The organism is Streptomyces sp. NPDC029159 (genome assembly GCF_055564055.1).
On record NZ_JBVHWT010000008.1, the window covers coordinates 186,526 to 201,720 of the forward strand.

15 protein-coding genes are annotated in these 15,195 nt (G+C 70.5%); 4 read left to right on the forward strand and 11 right to left on the reverse strand.

Translation table 11 applies throughout. From position 1 onward, the window contains the following. Nucleotides 1-116 precede the first annotated feature (116 nt). The gene (locus ACZ4U4_RS18180; RefSeq protein ID WP_467603300.1) at nt 117-350 is read right to left on the reverse strand and encodes a PTS sugar transporter subunit IIB; all 234 of its coding nucleotides are present in this window, start codon (nt 348-350) and stop codon (nt 117-119) included. A gap of 252 nt (nt 351-602) precedes the next feature. Here ACZ4U4_RS18180 and ACZ4U4_RS18185 point away from each other — a divergent pair, with 252 nt between their 5' ends. Together ACZ4U4_RS18185 and ACZ4U4_RS18190 are read left to right on the forward strand one after the other, a co-directional pair. Then, nucleotides 603-1,913 carry a PTS transporter subunit EIIC gene (locus tag ACZ4U4_RS18185; RefSeq protein ID WP_467874993.1) on the forward strand — a complete coding sequence of 437 codons (1,311 nt, stop codon included), beginning with the start codon at nt 603-605 and terminating at the stop codon, nt 1,911-1,913. A 330-nt stretch (nt 1,914-2,243) separates the two neighbouring features. After that, nucleotides 2,244-3,551 (forward strand): PTS transporter subunit EIIC, encoded by a 1,308-nt coding sequence (locus ACZ4U4_RS18190; RefSeq protein WP_467874995.1) that lies wholly within the window; start codon nt 2,244-2,246, stop codon nt 3,549-3,551. Between the two features lie 78 nt (nt 3,552-3,629). On the opposite strand, the gene ACZ4U4_RS18195 is transcribed toward ACZ4U4_RS18190, so the two are convergent. The 8 genes from ACZ4U4_RS18195 to clpS form a co-directional block, all read right to left on the reverse strand. Continuing rightward, nucleotides 3,630-4,382 carry an MBL fold metallo-hydrolase gene (locus ACZ4U4_RS18195; RefSeq protein WP_467874998.1) on the reverse strand — a complete coding sequence of 251 codons (753 nt, stop codon included), beginning with the start codon at nt 4,380-4,382 and terminating at the stop codon, nt 3,630-3,632. A 615-nt stretch (nt 4,383-4,997) separates the two neighbouring features. Continuing rightward, the gene (locus ACZ4U4_RS18200; protein WP_467875000.1) at nt 4,998-5,948 is read right to left on the reverse strand and encodes a PLP-dependent cysteine synthase family protein; all 951 of its coding nucleotides are present in this window, start codon (nt 5,946-5,948) and stop codon (nt 4,998-5,000) included. A gap of 1 nt (nt 5,949) precedes the next feature. Continuing rightward, nucleotides 5,950-6,255 carry a MoaD/ThiS family protein gene (locus tag ACZ4U4_RS18205; RefSeq protein WP_467875002.1) on the reverse strand — a complete coding sequence of 102 codons (306 nt, stop codon included), beginning with the start codon at nt 6,253-6,255 and terminating at the stop codon, nt 5,950-5,952. A 95-nt stretch (nt 6,256-6,350) separates the two neighbouring features. Further along, on the reverse strand, nt 6,351-6,524 hold the full coding sequence (locus tag ACZ4U4_RS18210) for a putative leader peptide (RefSeq protein ID WP_467875005.1): 174 nt from the start codon (nt 6,522-6,524) through the stop codon (nt 6,351-6,353). Nucleotides 6,525-6,706: 182 nt separating this feature from the next. Beyond that, nucleotides 6,707-7,132 (reverse strand): M67 family metallopeptidase, encoded by a 426-nt coding sequence (locus ACZ4U4_RS18215; protein ID WP_030283363.1) that lies wholly within the window; start codon nt 7,130-7,132, stop codon nt 6,707-6,709. A gap of 185 nt (nt 7,133-7,317) precedes the next feature. Then, nucleotides 7,318-8,799: an amino acid permease gene (locus ACZ4U4_RS18220; protein ID WP_467875008.1), complete on the reverse strand. Its 1,482-nt coding sequence runs from the start codon at nt 8,797-8,799 to the stop codon at nt 7,318-7,320. Nucleotides 8,800-9,108: 309 nt separating this feature from the next. Next, a complete protein-coding gene (locus tag ACZ4U4_RS18225) occupies nt 9,109-9,702 on the reverse strand; it encodes a DUF2017 domain-containing protein (protein ID WP_467875011.1) in 594 nt (197 codons plus the stop codon). After that, on the reverse strand, nt 9,702-10,010 hold the full coding sequence (gene clpS / locus ACZ4U4_RS18230) for an ATP-dependent Clp protease adapter ClpS (protein ID WP_345084787.1): 309 nt from the start codon (nt 10,008-10,010) through the stop codon (nt 9,702-9,704). The genes ACZ4U4_RS18225 and clpS overlap by 1 nt, the downstream gene beginning before the upstream one ends. 213 nt (nt 10,011-10,223) lie before the next feature. Here clpS and ACZ4U4_RS18235 point away from each other — a divergent pair, with 213 nt between their 5' ends. Together ACZ4U4_RS18235 and ACZ4U4_RS18240 are read left to right on the forward strand one after the other, a co-directional pair. Then, nucleotides 10,224-11,552 carry a nicotinate phosphoribosyltransferase gene (locus ACZ4U4_RS18235; RefSeq protein ID WP_467875014.1) on the forward strand — a complete coding sequence of 443 codons (1,329 nt, stop codon included), beginning with the start codon at nt 10,224-10,226 and terminating at the stop codon, nt 11,550-11,552. Between the two features lie 164 nt (nt 11,553-11,716). After that, nucleotides 11,717-12,310, forward strand: a complete 594-nt coding sequence (locus tag ACZ4U4_RS18240) for an isochorismatase family protein (RefSeq protein ID WP_467875017.1) — start codon at nt 11,717-11,719, stop codon at nt 12,308-12,310. Between the two features lie 39 nt (nt 12,311-12,349). On the opposite strand, the gene ACZ4U4_RS18245 is transcribed toward ACZ4U4_RS18240, so the two are convergent. Both ACZ4U4_RS18245 and ACZ4U4_RS18250 read right to left on the reverse strand, forming a co-directional pair. Beyond that, on the reverse strand, nt 12,350-12,664 hold the full coding sequence (locus ACZ4U4_RS18245; protein WP_030283375.1) for a hypothetical protein: 315 nt from the start codon (nt 12,662-12,664) through the stop codon (nt 12,350-12,352). 117 nt (nt 12,665-12,781) lie between these two features. Continuing rightward, nucleotides 12,782-15,127, reverse strand: coding sequence for an immune inhibitor A domain-containing protein (locus ACZ4U4_RS18250; protein WP_467875020.1), 2,346 nt, complete (start codon nt 15,125-15,127; stop codon nt 12,782-12,784). Nucleotides 15,128-15,195 lie beyond the last annotated feature (68 nt).

A 15,195-nucleotide genomic window follows, 5' to 3' on the forward strand; every position in this document is an offset into this window, starting at 1 on the left:
AACGGGGCGGGGGGCTGTCCGGGTGGCCGGGGGCCGCGTACCTCCGGACGCACCGCGGGCCCCGGCCCGTACTCGGTCGTACGGCGGCCGGGGCCCGGGCGGGCGAGCCCGTCGGCTCACATCATGTCCTCGATCTCCGCCGCGATCGGGTCCGCGTCGGTGCCGATGACGACCTGGATGGCGGTGCCCATCTTGACGACGCCGTGGGCGCCGGCGGCCTTGAGGGCGGCCTCGTCGACCAGGGAGGCGTCGGCGACCTCGGTGCGCAGGCGGGTGATGCAGCCCTCGACCTCTTCGATGTTGTCGAGTCCGCCGAGCCCGGCGACGATCTTCTCGGCCTTGGATGCCATGTCCACTCCTGCTTGTCTCGGCCGCCGGCGAGGGTGCCGGGCGGTGGTGCGGGCGCGGTCGTGCCCTGCGGTTGACGAACCGTAACGCACGTTCAGCCCAGCTTTACGGGCGTTTGTCCGCGCTCTGGCGAAGGATAGCGATCACCCGGAGCGCGTACCGGGGGCCCGGGGGTCGCACCCCAAGTGGTCTACACCATCAGTATGCGGTACCCACCGGGCACGGTGTCGGCGGGCGGTTGCCGGAGGTGGCGGATGAGTTCTGGCGCGGCGGCGGCACCTCGTGCGAAGCGGGGCGCGCATCTCTTCCAGGGGATGCAGAAGATGGGGCGCAGCCTTCAGTTGCCGATCGCGGTGCTGCCCGCGGCGGGGATCTTGAACCGGCTCGGGCAGCCGGACGTGTTCGGCGCGGACGGGCTGGGCTGGGAGTCGGTGGCGAAGGTCTTCGCGGGTGCGGGCGGTGCGCTGCTGGATTCGGGGCTGGGGCTGCCGCTGCTGTTCTGCGTGGGCGTGGCGATCGGGATGGCGAAGAAGGCGGACGGGTCGACGGCGCTCGCCGCGGTGGTGGGGTTTCTCGTCTACTTCGCGGTGCTGCACCAGTTCCCCGAGGCGTGTCCGTCGGGGCAGACGTTCGCGCAGGCGGGGCCGTGGGGTGGGGTGTGTGTGGAGGGGGCAGGGAAGGCGGCGCCGGCGACGTTCCAGAATCCGGGGGTGTTCGGCGGCATCGTGATGGGGTTCGCGGCGGCGTGGTGCTGGCAGCGGCTGCACCGGGTGAAGCTGGTGGACTGGCTGGGGTTCTTCAACGGGCGGCGGCTGGTGCCGATCGTGATGGCGTTCGTGGGGTTGGTGTTCGCGGCGGTCTGTCTGTTCGTGTGGCCGCCGGTCGGTGCGGCGCTGACGTCGTTCAGCAAGTGGCTGACGGATCTGGACTGGATCGGCTCCGGGATCTTCGGGACGGCGAACCGGGCGTTGCTGGTGGTGGGGTTGCACCAGTTCCTGAACACGTTCGTCTGGTTCCAGTTCGGTGACTTCACCAAGCCGGACGGCACGGTGGTGCACGGTGACATCAACCGTTTTCTGGCGGGTGACCCGACGGCGGGGCAGTTCACCACCGGCTTCTTCCCGATCATGATGTTCGCGCTGCCCGCGGCGGCGCTGGCGATCACGCACTGTGCGCGTCCGGGGCGCCGTAAGGAGGTGGGCGGGCTGATGCTGTCGGTGGCGCTGACGTCGTTCGTCACGGGCGTCACCGAGCCGATCGAGTACTCCTTCGTCTTCATCGCGCCGGTGCTGTACGGGATCCATGCGGTGCTGACGGGGGTGTCGCTGGCGGTGTGCTGGGCGTTGGGGGTGCACGACAGCTTCAGTTTCTCGGCGGGGTTGATCGACTACGTCATCAACTGGGGGCTGGCGACGAAACCGTGGCTCATCATTCCGATCGGGCTGTGCTTCGCGGCGCTCTACTACGCGTTGTTCCGGTTCGTGATCACGAAATTCGAGCTGGCGACTCCGGGGCGTGAGCCGGTGGAAGTGGCGGAGGAATTGGAGCGGGAGAACGTGAAGTAGCCGTGGCGGTACGGCGGGTTTGCGGATTGTCGGCCGGGGGCCGGGGGACCCGTACCGTTGGCGGGGCGAGGGGCGGCGCCGCCCTCGTCGGGACGAGGACAGAAAGCCGCCCTGACCTGCGCTTCTCCTTCTGACGGCGGCAGTTCGTCCGGCCCCTTGAGTACCTTTGAGTGCCTTCCTCCGACCCCGGTCGATATGTGGTCCACACCACTGGGAAGAATGGATTCCTTTCGGCCGGGGCCACGTGCTAAGAATGGTCTAAACCACTGAGTGGTGTAGACAACAAGCGGGCCGCACCCCATGAGTGCCCGCCGCACCTGGAGGAATCCGATGAGTTCGGCCACTGCCTCGGCGGCACCGGAGAAGAAAAGCCGCGGCTCCGCAGCGATGGCCGTCGGCCAGCGCATCGGCCGCAGCCTCATGCTGCCGATCGCCACGCTGCCCGCCGCGGCGCTCATGGTCCGCCTCGGCCAGCCCGACATGCTCGGCCGGGACAACTTCCCCGCGTTCTTGAACAAGCTCGCCGAGTTCATGGCGGCGGGCGGCGGGGCGCTGCTCGACAACATGCCGCTGCTGTTCGCGGTCGGTATCGCCATCGGCTTCGCGAAGAAGGCCGACGGTTCGACCGCGCTCGCCGCCGTCGTCGGCTACCTCGTCTTCAGCAAGGTGCTGGGCACCTTCACGGACGACAGCCTGCCCAAGGTGCAGCAGGTGGTCGACGGGAAGATAGCCGAGGTCGCGCCGCCGGTGAACGCGGGCGTGCTCGGCGGTGTGGTGATCGGCATCGTGGTCGCCCTCCTCTACCAGCGCTACAGCCGCAAGAAGCTCCCCGACTGGCTGGGCTTCTTCAGCGGTCGCCGACTGGTGCCGATCCTGTCGTCCTTCGCGGGGCTGGCCATCGGTATCGTCTTCGGCTACATCTGGCCGGTGCTCGGCGCCGGGCTGCACAACTTCGGTGAGTGGCTGGTCGGTTCGGGGGCGGTCGGCGCCGGTGTCTTCGGTGTGGCCAACCGTGCGCTGATCCCCGTCGGCATGCACCACCTGCTCAACTCGTTCCCGTGGCTCCAGGCCGGTGAGTTCGACGGCAAGCACGGCGACATCGCCCGCTTCCTGGCGGGCGACCCGTCGGCGGGGCAGTTCACCACCGGCTTCTTCCCGATCATGATGTTCGCGCTGCCCGCCGCCTGCCTGGCGATCGTGCACTGCGCCCGCCCCGAGCGCCGCAAGGTCGTCGGCGGCATGATGTTCTCGCTCGCGCTGACCGCCTTCGTCACCGGCGTCACCGAGCCGATCGAGTTCACCTTCATGTTCATCGCGCCGGTGCTCTACGCGATCCACGCGGTGCTGACGGGTGTGTCGCTGGCCCTGACCTGGGCGCTGGGCATGAAGGACGGCTTCGGCTTCTCGGCCGGGGCGATCGACTACGCCCTCAACCTCGGTATCGCCACCAAGCCGTGGCTACTGGTGCTGGTCGGCCTCTGTTTCGCGGTCGTGTACTACGTGCTCTTCCGCTTCGCGATCACCAAGTTCAACCTTCCGACGCCGGGCCGCGAGCCCGAGGACGAGGTGCCGGAGACGGAGAAGGGCGCGGGCAAGGCCGCGGCGAAGTCCGGCGAGAAGACGACGCTGACGAAGTAGCAGCTTCCCTGCACCAACACGAGGCGGCGGCCCCGGGAGAGTTCCCGGGGCCGCCGCTCTTTCCGTCTGTGGATCCGGTCAGACCTCGTGGACCGTGCCCGCGCGGGCCGTCTCGACCGGGCCGTCGTAGACCTTCTGCGCATCGCGGAGGGTGATGTCCGGGTCCGTCCACGGCGGGATGTGGGTGAGGATCAGCCGTCCGGCCTTGGCGCGCGCGGCGGCCTCGCCGGCCTCGCGGCCGTTGAGGTGCAGATCGGGGATGTCCTCCTTGCCGTGCGTGAAGGACGCCTCGCAGAGGAAGAGGTCGGTGCCCTCGGCGAGCTTGTCGAGCGCCGCGCAGGGCCCGGTGTCCCCGGAGTACGTCAGCGACCGTCCGCCGTGCTCGATGCGGAAGCCGAACGCCTCGACGGGGTGGCTGACGAGGTCCGCCCGGACGGTGAACGGGCCGATGGAGAACGTCCCCGGCGTCAGCGTCCGGAAGTCGAAGACCTCGCTCATCGCGCCGTCGTACGGCAGATCCGCGTGGGCGGCGGTCAGGCGCCGCTCGGTGCCCGCCGGGCCGTGGACCGGCATCGGCGCGCAGCGGCCGCCGTCCGGGCGGTAGTAGCGGACGACAAAGTAGCCGCACAGGTCGATGCAGTGGTCGGCGTGGAGGTGGGACAGGAGGATGGCGTCGAGGTCGTAGAGACCGCAGTGGCGCTGCAGCTCACCGAGGGCGCCGTTGCCCATGTCGAGGAGCAGCCTGAAGCCGTCGGCCTCCAAGAGGTAGCTCGAACAGGGCGAATCCGCGGAGGGGAACGACCCGGAGCATCCGACGACAGTGAGCTTCATGCGGGCGTGAACCTCCTGTGCGGGGACGGCGGAGCGGCGGACCGTGCCGGGCGGTGGCGTCCGGCAGGTGGCCGGTCCGTACGGGTGCCCGGCGGGTCCGGTCGCGCGGTGCGGTGCCCACGAGGGTAAGGCGCACGGGGTGGTGCCGCTCCTGTGGCGGGGCGAGCTGTGGGCGGAATCACCAGTCCGGGTGGGGGGCCGTCCGCCGTGCCGTGCGGGCCCGGCGCCGGTACGGTCGCAGCGGACGGACGGCGGACCCGCGGCGGCGAGGGGAGACGGCGATGGACGGCTCGTGGTGGCCCGCGCTGGTGGCGGTGATCGCATTGGCGCTGGTCGCAGCGGTGGTCGACGGCCGGGGCCGGAGCCGGCGGCCACCGCGGCGGCGCGGGCGCCGGACGGGAGCGGCCGGACGCCCGGCGGACGGCGCGGGCTCCGCCACCGGCTCCGGGGAGCCCGCGCCGCCGGATTCCGCGCCCGGCGACGGGGATCGTACGGCTGTCCGGGACGACGGCGAGTCGGACGGGCGGCGGGGCGGGGGCTGACGCGGCGGCCGGCCGAGGGCATACGGCGGCGGGCGGCCCCTCGGGGGACCGCCCGCCGTATGTGTTCGTGCCCTCAGGCCCAGAGCTGGCCGTGCAGGGTGGCGATGGCCGCCTCGGTGGACTCGGCGGTGTAGACGCCGGTGGAGAGGTACTTCCAGCCGCCGTCGGCGACGACGAAGACGATGTCGGCGCTCTCCCCGGCGCGCTGCGCCTTGCGGGCGACGCCGAGCGCGGCGTGCAGGGCGGCGCCGGTGGAGATCCCGGCGAAGATGCCCTCCTGCGCGAGGAGTTCGCGGGTGCGGGCGACGGCGTCCTCCGAGCCGACGGAGAAGCGCGTGGTGAGCACGGACTCGTCGTACAGCTCGGGGATGAAGCCCTCGTCGAGGTTGCGCAGCCCGTAGACCACGTCGTCGTAGCGCGGTTCGGCGGCGACGATCTGGACGCCGGGGACCTGCTCGCGCAGATAGCGGCCGACGCCCATGAGGGTGCCGGTGGTGCCCAGACCTGCGACGAAGTGGGTGACGGACGGGAGGTCGGCGAGGATCTCGGGGCCGGTGGTGGCGTAGTGCGCACCGGCGTTGTCGGGGTTGCCGTACTGGTAGAGCATCACCCAGTCCGGGTGCTCGGCAGCCAGCTCCTTGGCGACCTTGACGGCGGTGTTGGAGCCGCCCGCCGCGGGCGAGGAGATGATCTCGGCGCCCCACATCGCGAGGAGTTCGCGCCGCTCGGACGAGGTGTTCTCGGGCATCACGCAGACGATCCGGTAGCCCTTGAGCTTGGCCGCCATGGCGAGCGAGATGCCGGTGTTGCCGCTGGTGGGCTCCAGGATCGTGCAGCCGGGGGTGAGCCGGCCGTCCTTCTCCGCCTGCTCGATCATGTGGAGCGCGGGGCGGTCCTTGACGGAGCCGGTGGGGTTGCGGTCCTCCAGCTTGGCCCAGATGCGGACGTCGGCGGAGGGCGAGAGGCGCGGCAGGCGGACGAGCGGGGTGTTCCCGACCGCCGCCAGCGGGGAGTCGTACCGCATGTCAGGCCAGGTCCGCCGGGCGGTCCGCGGCGGTGGAGCCACCGGCGACGGCGGGGAGGATGGTGATGTGGTCGCCGTCGGTCAGCTTGGTGGTGATGCCGTCCAGGAAGCGGACGTCCTCGTCGTTGAGGTAGACGTTGACGAAGCGGCGCAGCTCCGTGCCGTCGACGAGGCGCTCCTTGATGCCCGCGTGGCGGCTCTCCAGGTCGTCGATGAGGTCGGCGAGGGTGCTCCCGCCGCCCTCGACGGCCTTCGCGCCGTCGGTGTAGGTGCGCAGGATGGTCGGGATTCGGACCTCGATGGCCATGAGAGTGCTCCTGTCGGAGTGCGGGGGCGGGGGGCTCTGCGGCCCGTGTGCACGGCGTGCGGCGGTGCGGGTGTGGCGGGTGGTGCGGGCCCGGGTCAGACCGCGGCGCGGCCCGGACACAAGGCGCTGGTGAGGCGGCACAGGTCGATGTGCAGCCGGGCGGCTCCGCAGCCGAACGCGCCCAGCAGGGCGGAGGCGGAGCGACGCGTGACGAGCGGAGCCTGCGGGTGCATGGCCCTCCTCTGCTCGCTCACGTCGTGGTCAACCATGCGGTCATCGTATCGATTCCCGGTCCGGGTTTTGATACCTCGTCCCAGGATGCGGACGGTTGTGTACATCAGGTGGGACGCGGTGGGCGCCGGTCCGCCCGGGGCGGCGGGTCGTCCCAGGTCACGGCGGGCGGACCGGCGCCGCGGGGGTGCTCCCGGGCGGAGGGCCCGGGGCCGGTCCGTCAGGCGTACGCCTCGACGATCCGGACCTCCTCCTCGGTGATCTCGCCGTCCACGATGCGGAACGAGCGGAACTGGAAGGGGCCCGCGTCGTCGGTGTCGGCGGTGGAGACGAGGACGTAGTGCGCGCCGGGCTCGCCCGCGTAGCCGACGTCGGTGCGGGAGGGGTACGCCTCGGTGGCGGTGTGCGAGTGGTAGACGATCACCGGCTCCTCGTCGCGGTCGTCCATCTCGCGGTAGAGGGCGAGGAGGTCGGCGGAGTCGAACTCGTAGAACGTGGGCGAGCGGGCGGCGTTGAGCATCGGGATGAACCGCTCGGGGCGGTCGCTGCCGGCCGGTCCCGCGACGACGCCGCACGCCTCGTCCGGGTGATCCTGGCGGGCGTGCGCGACGATCCGGTCGTGGAGGTCCTGGGTCAGGGTCAGCATGCGGCAAGGATAGGAGGGCCTTCCCGGCGGCCGGGAGCGGGTGCGGGGAGCGGGCCGCGCAGCCGGCGACGGGCCCCGGCTCACCCGTTTCCAGGCCCGGCGCCCGGACCCGCGCAGACGGCGACGGGCCCGTGCCCACCGCGTGACTGCGGTGGGGACGGGCCCGTCGCCGGAGGTGAGGCCGGTCAGTCCTTGGCGTCCGTGCCGGGCTGCTGCTCCCCGGTGGCCGGAGCCGGAACGGTGGCGCGGGCCGCGAAGACCTCGGCCGACCGGCGCTTGATGGACAGATAGCCGACGCCCAGGATGATCGCCCAGATCGGCGCCGCGTAGAGCGAGATGCGGGCGTCCGGGTCGATGCCCATCAGCACGATGACCATGCCGATGAACGCGAGGGCGAAGATCGAGGTGTACGGGGCGCCGGGCGCCTTGAACTCCGACTGCGGCAGTTCACCGCGGTTGGCCTTGGCCCGGTAGCGCAGCTGCGAGATGAGGATGACGATCCAGGCCCACATGCCGGAGATCGTGGCGAAGGACACGACGTAGTTGAACGCGTCGCCGGGCCACTGGTAGTTGATCCAGACGCCGACCAGCATCATCGCGACGGAGACGCCGGTGCCCCAGGTGGGCAAACCGTTTTTGCTCAGGTGCGTGAAGAGCTTCGGTCCCTGGCCGTTGAGCGCGAGGTCGCGGAGCATCCGGCCGGTGGAGTACATCCCGGAGTTGGCGGACGAGAGGGCGGCGGTCAGCACGACGAAGTTGACGATGCCGGCGCCGGCGGGCAGGCCGATCTCCTGGAAGGCACGGACGAACGGGCTGGTGTTGGGCTCGAAGACCTTCCAGCTGACGACCGACAGGATGATGATGAGCGCACCGATGTAGAAGAGGCCGATGCGCCACGGCACGGTGTTGATCGCCTTGGGCAGCACCTTCTTCGGATCCTTCGCCTCGCCCGCGGTGACGCCGACGAGTTCGACGGCGAGGAACGCGAACATCACGATCTGAAGGGTCATCAACGTGCCGCCGATGCCCCGCGGGAAGAATCCGCCGTCGGCCCAGAGGTTGCTGAAGGAAGCGGTGTCACCGGCGTCCGAGAAACCGAGAATGATGACGCCGAGACCGATGAGGATCATGCCGATGATCGCGGTGACCTTGACCATCGAGAACCAGAATTCCAGCTCTCCGAAGATCTTCACGGAGATCAGGTTGATCCCGAAGAGTGCGACGGTGAAGAAGAGCGACGACACCCATTGGGGTATGTCGTGGTTCCAGTAGTGGATATAGGTGGCTGCGGCGGTGACTTCCGTGATTCCGGTCACGACCCAGAAAAGCCAGTAGGTCCAGCCGGTCACAAAGCCGATGAAGGGGCCGAGAAATTCGCGTCCGTACTCCGAGAAGGAGCCGGAGACCGGGCGGTACATGAGCAGTTCGCCCAGTGCCCGCATGATGAAGAAGATGACGAGGCCGACGATCGCGTAGGCCAGGATGATGCTCGGCCCCGCCTTGGAAATCGCCTTGCCCGCCCCGAGGAACAGGCCGGTACCGATGGCGCCACCAATGGCGATCATCTGGATCTGGCGGTTTCCCAGACCCCGCTGGTAGCCCTCTTCCGGGCCTTTCCCAGCGGCCTCATTGCCGTCGTGCTGCTGATCGACCTGCACAGAGGTCATGAGTGGTGCGCCTTTCTCCATACCGACCCGGTCTGTCCGGATCGGGTTCCGATCCCCCCGGATGGAGTTCCTGCACGCCGGCGGTGGCCGGCTCAGCGCTCCCGCAGCGACAGGGGTGGCGTCGCTCACGGCAGGTCGTGAACATCTATCACGGCGCCTCGGAGGGCGACCAGAGACGTGGTATGGCAAGGTCGCGCGAAAATTAGGACAAAGTCCTAAACAATCGGCAAGGCGCACGCGTGCGAGATGGGATCGTTATCCGGATTTGAGCATTCTCTGAGCGAACGCCTGAGGAATGGTAACCAGGACTCAGGACATGAGCGATTCGACGAGCGTTTCCTGGAGACCGCCGAGCCAGAGATAGGCCAGCACCATGGGCTTACGCGGGTCGGACTCCGGAAGGCGCAGCAGTTCGCCGCCGTCGTCCTCGTCGGTGACCTCCAGGCGGGTGCCGATGGCCAGCCGGAGGTCGTTGAGTCCGCCGAGCCAGCGGCGGCATTCCTCGGGGGTGAGCCGCAGTACGGCGCCGGTCTCCGGCTCGGGGTGCAGGGCGTCGAGCGACCGGATCACCGCGAGCGCGTCATCGCGTTTGCGGGCGCGCAGATCGTTCTCGGTGTAGCGGCGGAACTCCGCGGAGGCGGCGCGTACGTCGTCGTCCGGCACCCGGTCCGGGCCGCCGTACGCGTCCGGGAAGAGGCGGGCGAGGACGGGGTCGGCGGGCGGTTCGCTCGGGCCGTCGCGGAAGACGGAGGCGAGCAGGTCGTCCGCGGCGTCGCCGCCCTCGTCGCCGGGGCCGACCAGTTCCAGGAGCTGGACGGCGAGGCTGCGCAGGATGGAGATCTCGACCTCGTCGAGGGTGACGGCCGCGCCGCCACCGGGCTGGGGCTCGAAGTGGCCGGCCATCAGCGGTCCTGCTGAAGGGTCGCCCACAGGCCGTAGCCGTGCATGGCCTGCACGTCGCGCTCCATTTCCTCACGGCTGCCGCTGGAGACCACCGCGCGGCCCTTGTGGTGGACGTCGAGCATGAGCTGGTGCGCCTTGTCCTTGCTGTAGCCGAAGTAGGACTGGAAGACGTAGGCGACGTAGCTCATGAGGTTGACGGGGTCGTTGTGGACGACCGTCACCCAGGGGACGTCGGGTTCCGGCACCTCGTAGGGTGCCTCGCTCGACTCGGGGCGCTCGATCTCCACTGGGACACTCACACGCCCCATGCTGCCACCCGGGGCCGGGCCGTGCACAAACGCCCCTGGGCGGGTGAGTCGGACGGGGGTCCGCGGCGGGCGCCGGACACCCGCCCGCGGGGCCCGGCCGGCAGGGCTGCGGCGGGGGCCCACGGCCGGGCACGCCGTCCGCCGTGAGCGGCATCACGGGCCCGGCCACCAGAAATCGTCAACCTGACGAGTAATGGGGGTAGCATCATCCGCATGAACACAGCAGACCTGGGGCTGCCGGTGGCGGTGCCGTCGACGGCGCTCTTCACCGACCAGTACGAACTCACCATGCTGCAGGCCGCGTTGCGGTCCCGGAACGCCGACCGGCGCTCGGTCTTCGAGGTCTTCACCCGGCGTCTGCCCGAGGGCCGGCGCTACGGTGTGCTCGCCGGCACCGGCCGGGTGCTGGACGCGGTGGAGAACTTCCGCTTCGACGAGACCATCCTGGGCTTCCTGCGCGAGCGCGGCATCCTGGACGAGCCGACGCTGGAGTGGCTGGCGGGCTACCGCTTCCGCGGTGACATCTGGGGCTACCCGGAGGGTGAGGTCTACTTCCCCGGCTCCCCGCTCATGCGGGTGGAGGGCACCTTCGCCGAGGCGGTGCTGCTGGAGACGGTGATCCTCTCCATCCTCAACCACGACTCCGCGGTGGCCGCAGCGGCGTCCCGGATGTCGGTCGCCGCGGGCGACCGCCCGCTGATGGAGATGGGCGCCCGCCGCACCCACGAGCTGGCCGCGGTCGCCGCCGCCCGCTCCGCCTACGTCGGCGGCTTCCACACCACCTCGGACCTGGCCGCCGGGTTCCGGTACCACATCCCCACCGTCGGCACGAGCGCGCACGCCTTCACGCTGCTGCACGACACCGAGCGGGACGCGTTCACCGCGCAGGTCGACACCCTCGGCCGCGGCACCACGCTGCTCGTCGACACCTTCGACGTGACGGAGGCGGTGCGGCTGGCCGTCGAGGTCGCGGGCCCCGAGCTGGGCGCCGTCCGCATCGACTCCGGCGATCTGCTGCTCGTCGCCCACCGGGTGCGCCAGCAGCTGGACGAGCTGGGCGCGACCGACACCAAGATCGTGGTGACCAGCGATCTGGACGAGTACGCCATCGCCTCGCTCGCCGCCGCGCCCGTCGACGCGTACGGCGTCGGCACCCAGCTGGTGACCGGCAGCGGGCACCCGACCTGCTCGATGGTCTACAAGCTGGTCGCCCGCGCGCAGAGCGACGGCCCGGACGCGCCGCTGGTGCCGGTCGCGAAGAAGTCGCTGGGCGGCAAGTCGTCGGTCGGCGGCCGCAAGTGGGCGGCGCGGCGGCCGGACGAGAACGGCGTCGCCGAGGCGGAGGTGGTCGGCACCGGCGAGATCCCCGCGGAGCTGGCCGGCCACCAGCTGCTGGTGCCGCTGGTCACCGGCGGCAAGGTGGTGGCCCGCGAGCCGCTGGACGCCGCCCGGGACCGGCACATCGCCGCCCGCGCGCGGCTGCCGCTCTCGGCGACCCAGCTCTCCCGCGGCGAGCCGGTGCTGCCCACCGAGTACCTCTGAGCCACCGGCCGCGGCGGACGCCCGCCGCGGCCCGCCACCCGAGTGGCGCGCACCCCCTCCCCCGATGGCCGAGACGTGACTACGCTCGGCCCCGGGGTCGCCCCACCCCGCACCGCAGCCGCGGCCGCCTCGGCCGTCACTCTCTCCGTCGGAAGGCACCGACCATGCACCGGGCACTGATCGTCGTCGACGTACAGAACGACTTCTGCGAGGGCGGCAGCGTCCCGGTGAAGGGCGGCGGGGACGTCGCCGCCGCCATCACCGACCTAGTGGGCCGCGCCGGGGACGACTACCGCCATGTGGTGGCCACCCGCGATTACCACATCGACCCCGGCGCGCACTTCTCCGACCATCCGGACTTCGTGGACTCCTGGCCGGTGCACTGTGTGGCCGGGTCCGAGGGCAGCGGCTTCCACCCCAACTTCGCCCCGGCCGTCTCCTCCGGCGCCGTCGACGCCGTCTTCGACAAGGGCGCATACGCCGCCGCGTACAGCGGTTTCGAGGGGGCGGACGACCGGGGCACCGCGCTGGCCGACTGGCTGCGCGCCCATGACGTCACCGACGTGGACGTGGTCGGTATCGCCACCGACCACTGCGTCCGGGCCACCGCGCTCGACGCGCTCCGCGCCGGGCTGCGCACCCGGGTGCTGCTCGATCTGACCGCCGCGGTCGCCGCCCCGACCACCGAGCGGGCGCTGGCCCAGCTGCGGGAGGCGGGGGCGGAGCTGACCGGCACGCCGGTGCTGGCCGCGGGCTGACGGGCCGGGGCGGCCGGAGCCGGCAGCCCGCGCCGCAGGTCAGGCGGCCTGTGCCGGGCGGAGCAGGGCGCGTATCGGATGCCAGGACTCGGTGTCGTCGTCCAGGGTCTGGCGCCAGACGACGCCGTCGGGGTGGTGCAGGACGGCGGTCACCTCGTCCGGGGTGGGCGGGCGCATGTTGCCGCGCAGGTAGACGGCGCGCAGTCCGAGGTTGCGCAGCCTGGTCAGGGCGCGCTGGCGGTTGGCGGCGTGGACGAGGACGCGGACCCGGCGGCCGTCGCCCCCGGGTCTGGGCAGCGCCAGGGCGACCACCACGCTTCCGCCGGGAAGCCGGATGAAGCCGCCTTGGGACATCTGCATTTCTCCCCCGTGAGGCTGGGTGTCAACAAGAAGTCGTAGGACGCATCTAAACGCGATCGGCCGCCGCCCGCCAGGGGGCAACGGCCGATCATGTTCTGACCTGCGGTCTTCTTACTTCTTTGTGGCGGGGGCCACCTGGAGCGTCACCGTGGAGCCGTCCTTGGCCTCCTTGGCGATCTTGATCCGGGTGTTGGTGTCAGGAACGAGCACGCCGCCGGTCGGGTTCGCCTTGTCGTAGTAGACGCCGCTGTGGTCGTCGAAGAGCGTCACGCCCTTCTTCGAGGCGATCGTCACGGCCTTGCCGTTCTTGTGCAGCTGGACGGCGTCCGTGGGCTGCGCGGTGAAGGTCGCGTCGTAGGTCTGGAAGCGGTTGCGCATCAGCTTGCCATCGGCCCACTTCTCGGCCTTCGGGTGCGCGTCGACCGGCAGGATCTGGCCCTGGCCCGGGTGCCGGCCGACGTTGTTGTCCGCCTGCGAGGTGTCCCACAGCCAGATCAGCACGCCGTTCTGGAACGGGAAGTGCTCCACCCAGCCGGGCCGGTCGGTGGTCCAGCCGAAGTTGTACGGGCCGGTCTTCAGCGTCTTGTCGTACGAGACGTACTGGCGGTTCTCGGCGAGATAGTACTGCGGGTAGTCCTTGGTGAAGGACGCGCCGATGCGGGAGAAGCCGTTGGCGCTCCAGCCGTTGTCGTCGCCCTCGGCACCGTCGGTGAAGACCGGCTTGCCGTCGGCGGTCACGGAGAGCGCGTCGGCGGCGAAGCCCTTGAGGGCCAGCCCGCCGTCGGTCTGGTAGCGGAAGCGCAGGTCGATCTTCTTGCCGGCGTAGGCGTCGAGCGGGAAGACCAGGTCGCGGTAGGCGCCGGAGGTGCCGGTCAGGCCCGGCTTGTCGCCGCCGTCGCGGGGGATGGCCTTGCCGTCGGCGGTGCCGTCCAGCGCGGTCCAGTCGGCGCCGCCGTCGGTGGAGACCTCGGCGTAGAGGAAGTCGTAGTTCTCCTCGATGTCCCACCAGCCCTTGAGGGCGAGCTGCGCCTTGGTGGCACCGGTGAGGTCGACCTGGCGGGTGAGGGTGTTCTTGAGGTCGTTGCCCATCCCGCTCCACCACTGGTGGGAGCCTTCGGCGGGCGGGACGATCTCGGTCTTCACCGTCTTCTCGGGCAGGTCGACGACGAGCGCCTGCTTGTCCTTGGTGTTGTACTCGGCGACGCCCAGCTTGTGGGTGGAGGCCGTCGCGGCCTTCGCCTTGCCGTAGTTGAGCCAGCCCAGCTGGAGCTTGTCCCAGGCGCTCATGTCGCCCGGCAGGTCGCCGATCGCGTCCTTGCCGGTGCCCAGCCAGGAGCCGGACGACATCAGCGACCAGAAGTCGACGGAGGACTCGCCGGTGCCGGTGGTGTCGTACTCGTCGGGGAGCCCGAGGTCGTGGCCGTACTCGTGGGCGAAGACGCCGAGGCCGCCGTTCTCCGGCTGCATGGTGTAGTCGCCGACCCAGATGCCGGTGTCGCCGATCTCGGTGCCGCCGGCCTTGTTGCCGGCCGGGCCGGTCTTGCCGGCGTCGGTGCCGTACGCGTACCAGCGGTGCGCCCAGATGGCGTCGGTCTGCTGCGCGCCGCCGCCGGCCGACTCGTCCTCACCGGCGTGCACGATCTGGAAGTGGTCGATGTAGCCGTCGGGCTCGTTGAAGTCGCCGTCGCCGTCGTGGTCGTAGCGGTCCCACTGGTCGTACTGGGCGAGGTCGGCCTTGATCTGGGCGGTGGTGCGGCCGGCGGCCTTCTGCTGTTCGGCCCACTTGTTGACGCCGTCGCGGACCAGGTCCCAGACGCTGGGGCAGTTGGTGTCGCCGCAGTAGTTGGAGCCGTAGCGGGCCTCGTTCCAGTCGACCTTGACCCAGTCGGTGACCTCGCCGTCGACGGAGTAGCGGCCGGACGACTGCTTCTCGTAGTACTTGGCCAGCGACTCCTTCTTCTTGTCGTGCGAGAAGTAGAGGTCCTGGAAGTGCTGGCGGTTGTAGTCCGGCTGCCAGGCGGTGCTGTTGTCGTTCTTGCGGTCGGGCTGCGCGATGGTGTTGTGCGCGGGGCCCGGGGTGCCGCCGTACTTCGCGTCGACCTTGTCGCCGAAGTCCACCAGGATCGTGAAGATCTTGTCGGTCTTCTCCCGGCCCAGCTCGACGTACTTGCTCTTGCCGAGCTTGACGACCTGTGAGGCGCCCTTACGGGTCGGCTTGGCGTCGCCGTCCAGCACCTGCTTGACGGCCTCCTCGCGGCGCGCGGACTGACGCTCGCTGAAGGGGCCCTTGAGGTCGTGGTCGGTGCTCCGCTCGGGGGCGGGGTCGTGCCGATGGGTGGCGGCCGGGTGGGGGTCGGGGGCGGCGACGGCCGCCCCGGACGACAACGAGGCCGCCCCGATCGCGGCGATCGCCGTGGCCAGGACGGCCGGTCGGAACACCCTTCTTCGCTCTCTCACTTGGCGCTTTCCTCCCCTTCGCGCGGGCATCTTGAAGGGAATTTGACCGGAGCGGCGCCGGAAAAGAC

Excerpts from the sequence above, each read along its gene's own strand:
- ACZ4U4_RS18180 (WP_467603300.1), bottom strand. The coding sequence starts at position 350 with ATGGCATCCAAGGCCGAGAAGATCGTCGCCGGGCTCGGCGGACTCGAC.
- ACZ4U4_RS18185 (WP_467874993.1), top strand. The coding sequence starts at position 603 with ATGAGTTCTGGCGCGGCGGCGGCACCTCGTGCGAAGCGGGGCGCGCAT.
- ACZ4U4_RS18190 (WP_467874995.1), top strand. The coding sequence starts at position 2,244 with ATGAGTTCGGCCACTGCCTCGGCGGCACCGGAGAAGAAAAGCCGCGGC.
- ACZ4U4_RS18195 (WP_467874998.1), bottom strand. The coding sequence starts at position 4,382 with ATGAAGCTCACTGTCGTCGGATGCTCCGGGTCGTTCCCCTCCGCGGAT.
- ACZ4U4_RS18200 (WP_467875000.1), bottom strand. The coding sequence starts at position 5,948 with ATGCGGTACGACTCCCCGCTGGCGGCGGTCGGGAACACCCCGCTCGTC.
- ACZ4U4_RS18205 (WP_467875002.1), bottom strand. The coding sequence starts at position 6,255 with ATGGCCATCGAGGTCCGAATCCCGACCATCCTGCGCACCTACACCGAC.
- ACZ4U4_RS18210 (WP_467875005.1), bottom strand. The coding sequence starts at position 6,524 with ATGGTTGACCACGACGTGAGCGAGCAGAGGAGGGCCATGCACCCGCAG.
- ACZ4U4_RS18215 (WP_030283363.1), bottom strand. The coding sequence starts at position 7,132 with ATGCTGACCCTGACCCAGGACCTCCACGACCGGATCGTCGCGCACGCC.
- ACZ4U4_RS18220 (WP_467875008.1), bottom strand. The coding sequence starts at position 8,799 with ATGACCTCTGTGCAGGTCGATCAGCAGCACGACGGCAATGAGGCCGCT.
- ACZ4U4_RS18225 (WP_467875011.1), bottom strand. The coding sequence starts at position 9,702 with ATGGCCGGCCACTTCGAGCCCCAGCCCGGTGGCGGCGCGGCCGTCACC.
- clpS (WP_345084787.1), bottom strand. The coding sequence starts at position 10,010 with ATGGGGCGTGTGAGTGTCCCAGTGGAGATCGAGCGCCCCGAGTCGAGC.
- ACZ4U4_RS18235 (WP_467875014.1), top strand. The coding sequence starts at position 10,224 with ATGAACACAGCAGACCTGGGGCTGCCGGTGGCGGTGCCGTCGACGGCG.
- ACZ4U4_RS18240 (WP_467875017.1), top strand. The coding sequence starts at position 11,717 with ATGCACCGGGCACTGATCGTCGTCGACGTACAGAACGACTTCTGCGAG.
- ACZ4U4_RS18245 (WP_030283375.1), bottom strand. The coding sequence starts at position 12,664 with ATGTCCCAAGGCGGCTTCATCCGGCTTCCCGGCGGAAGCGTGGTGGTC.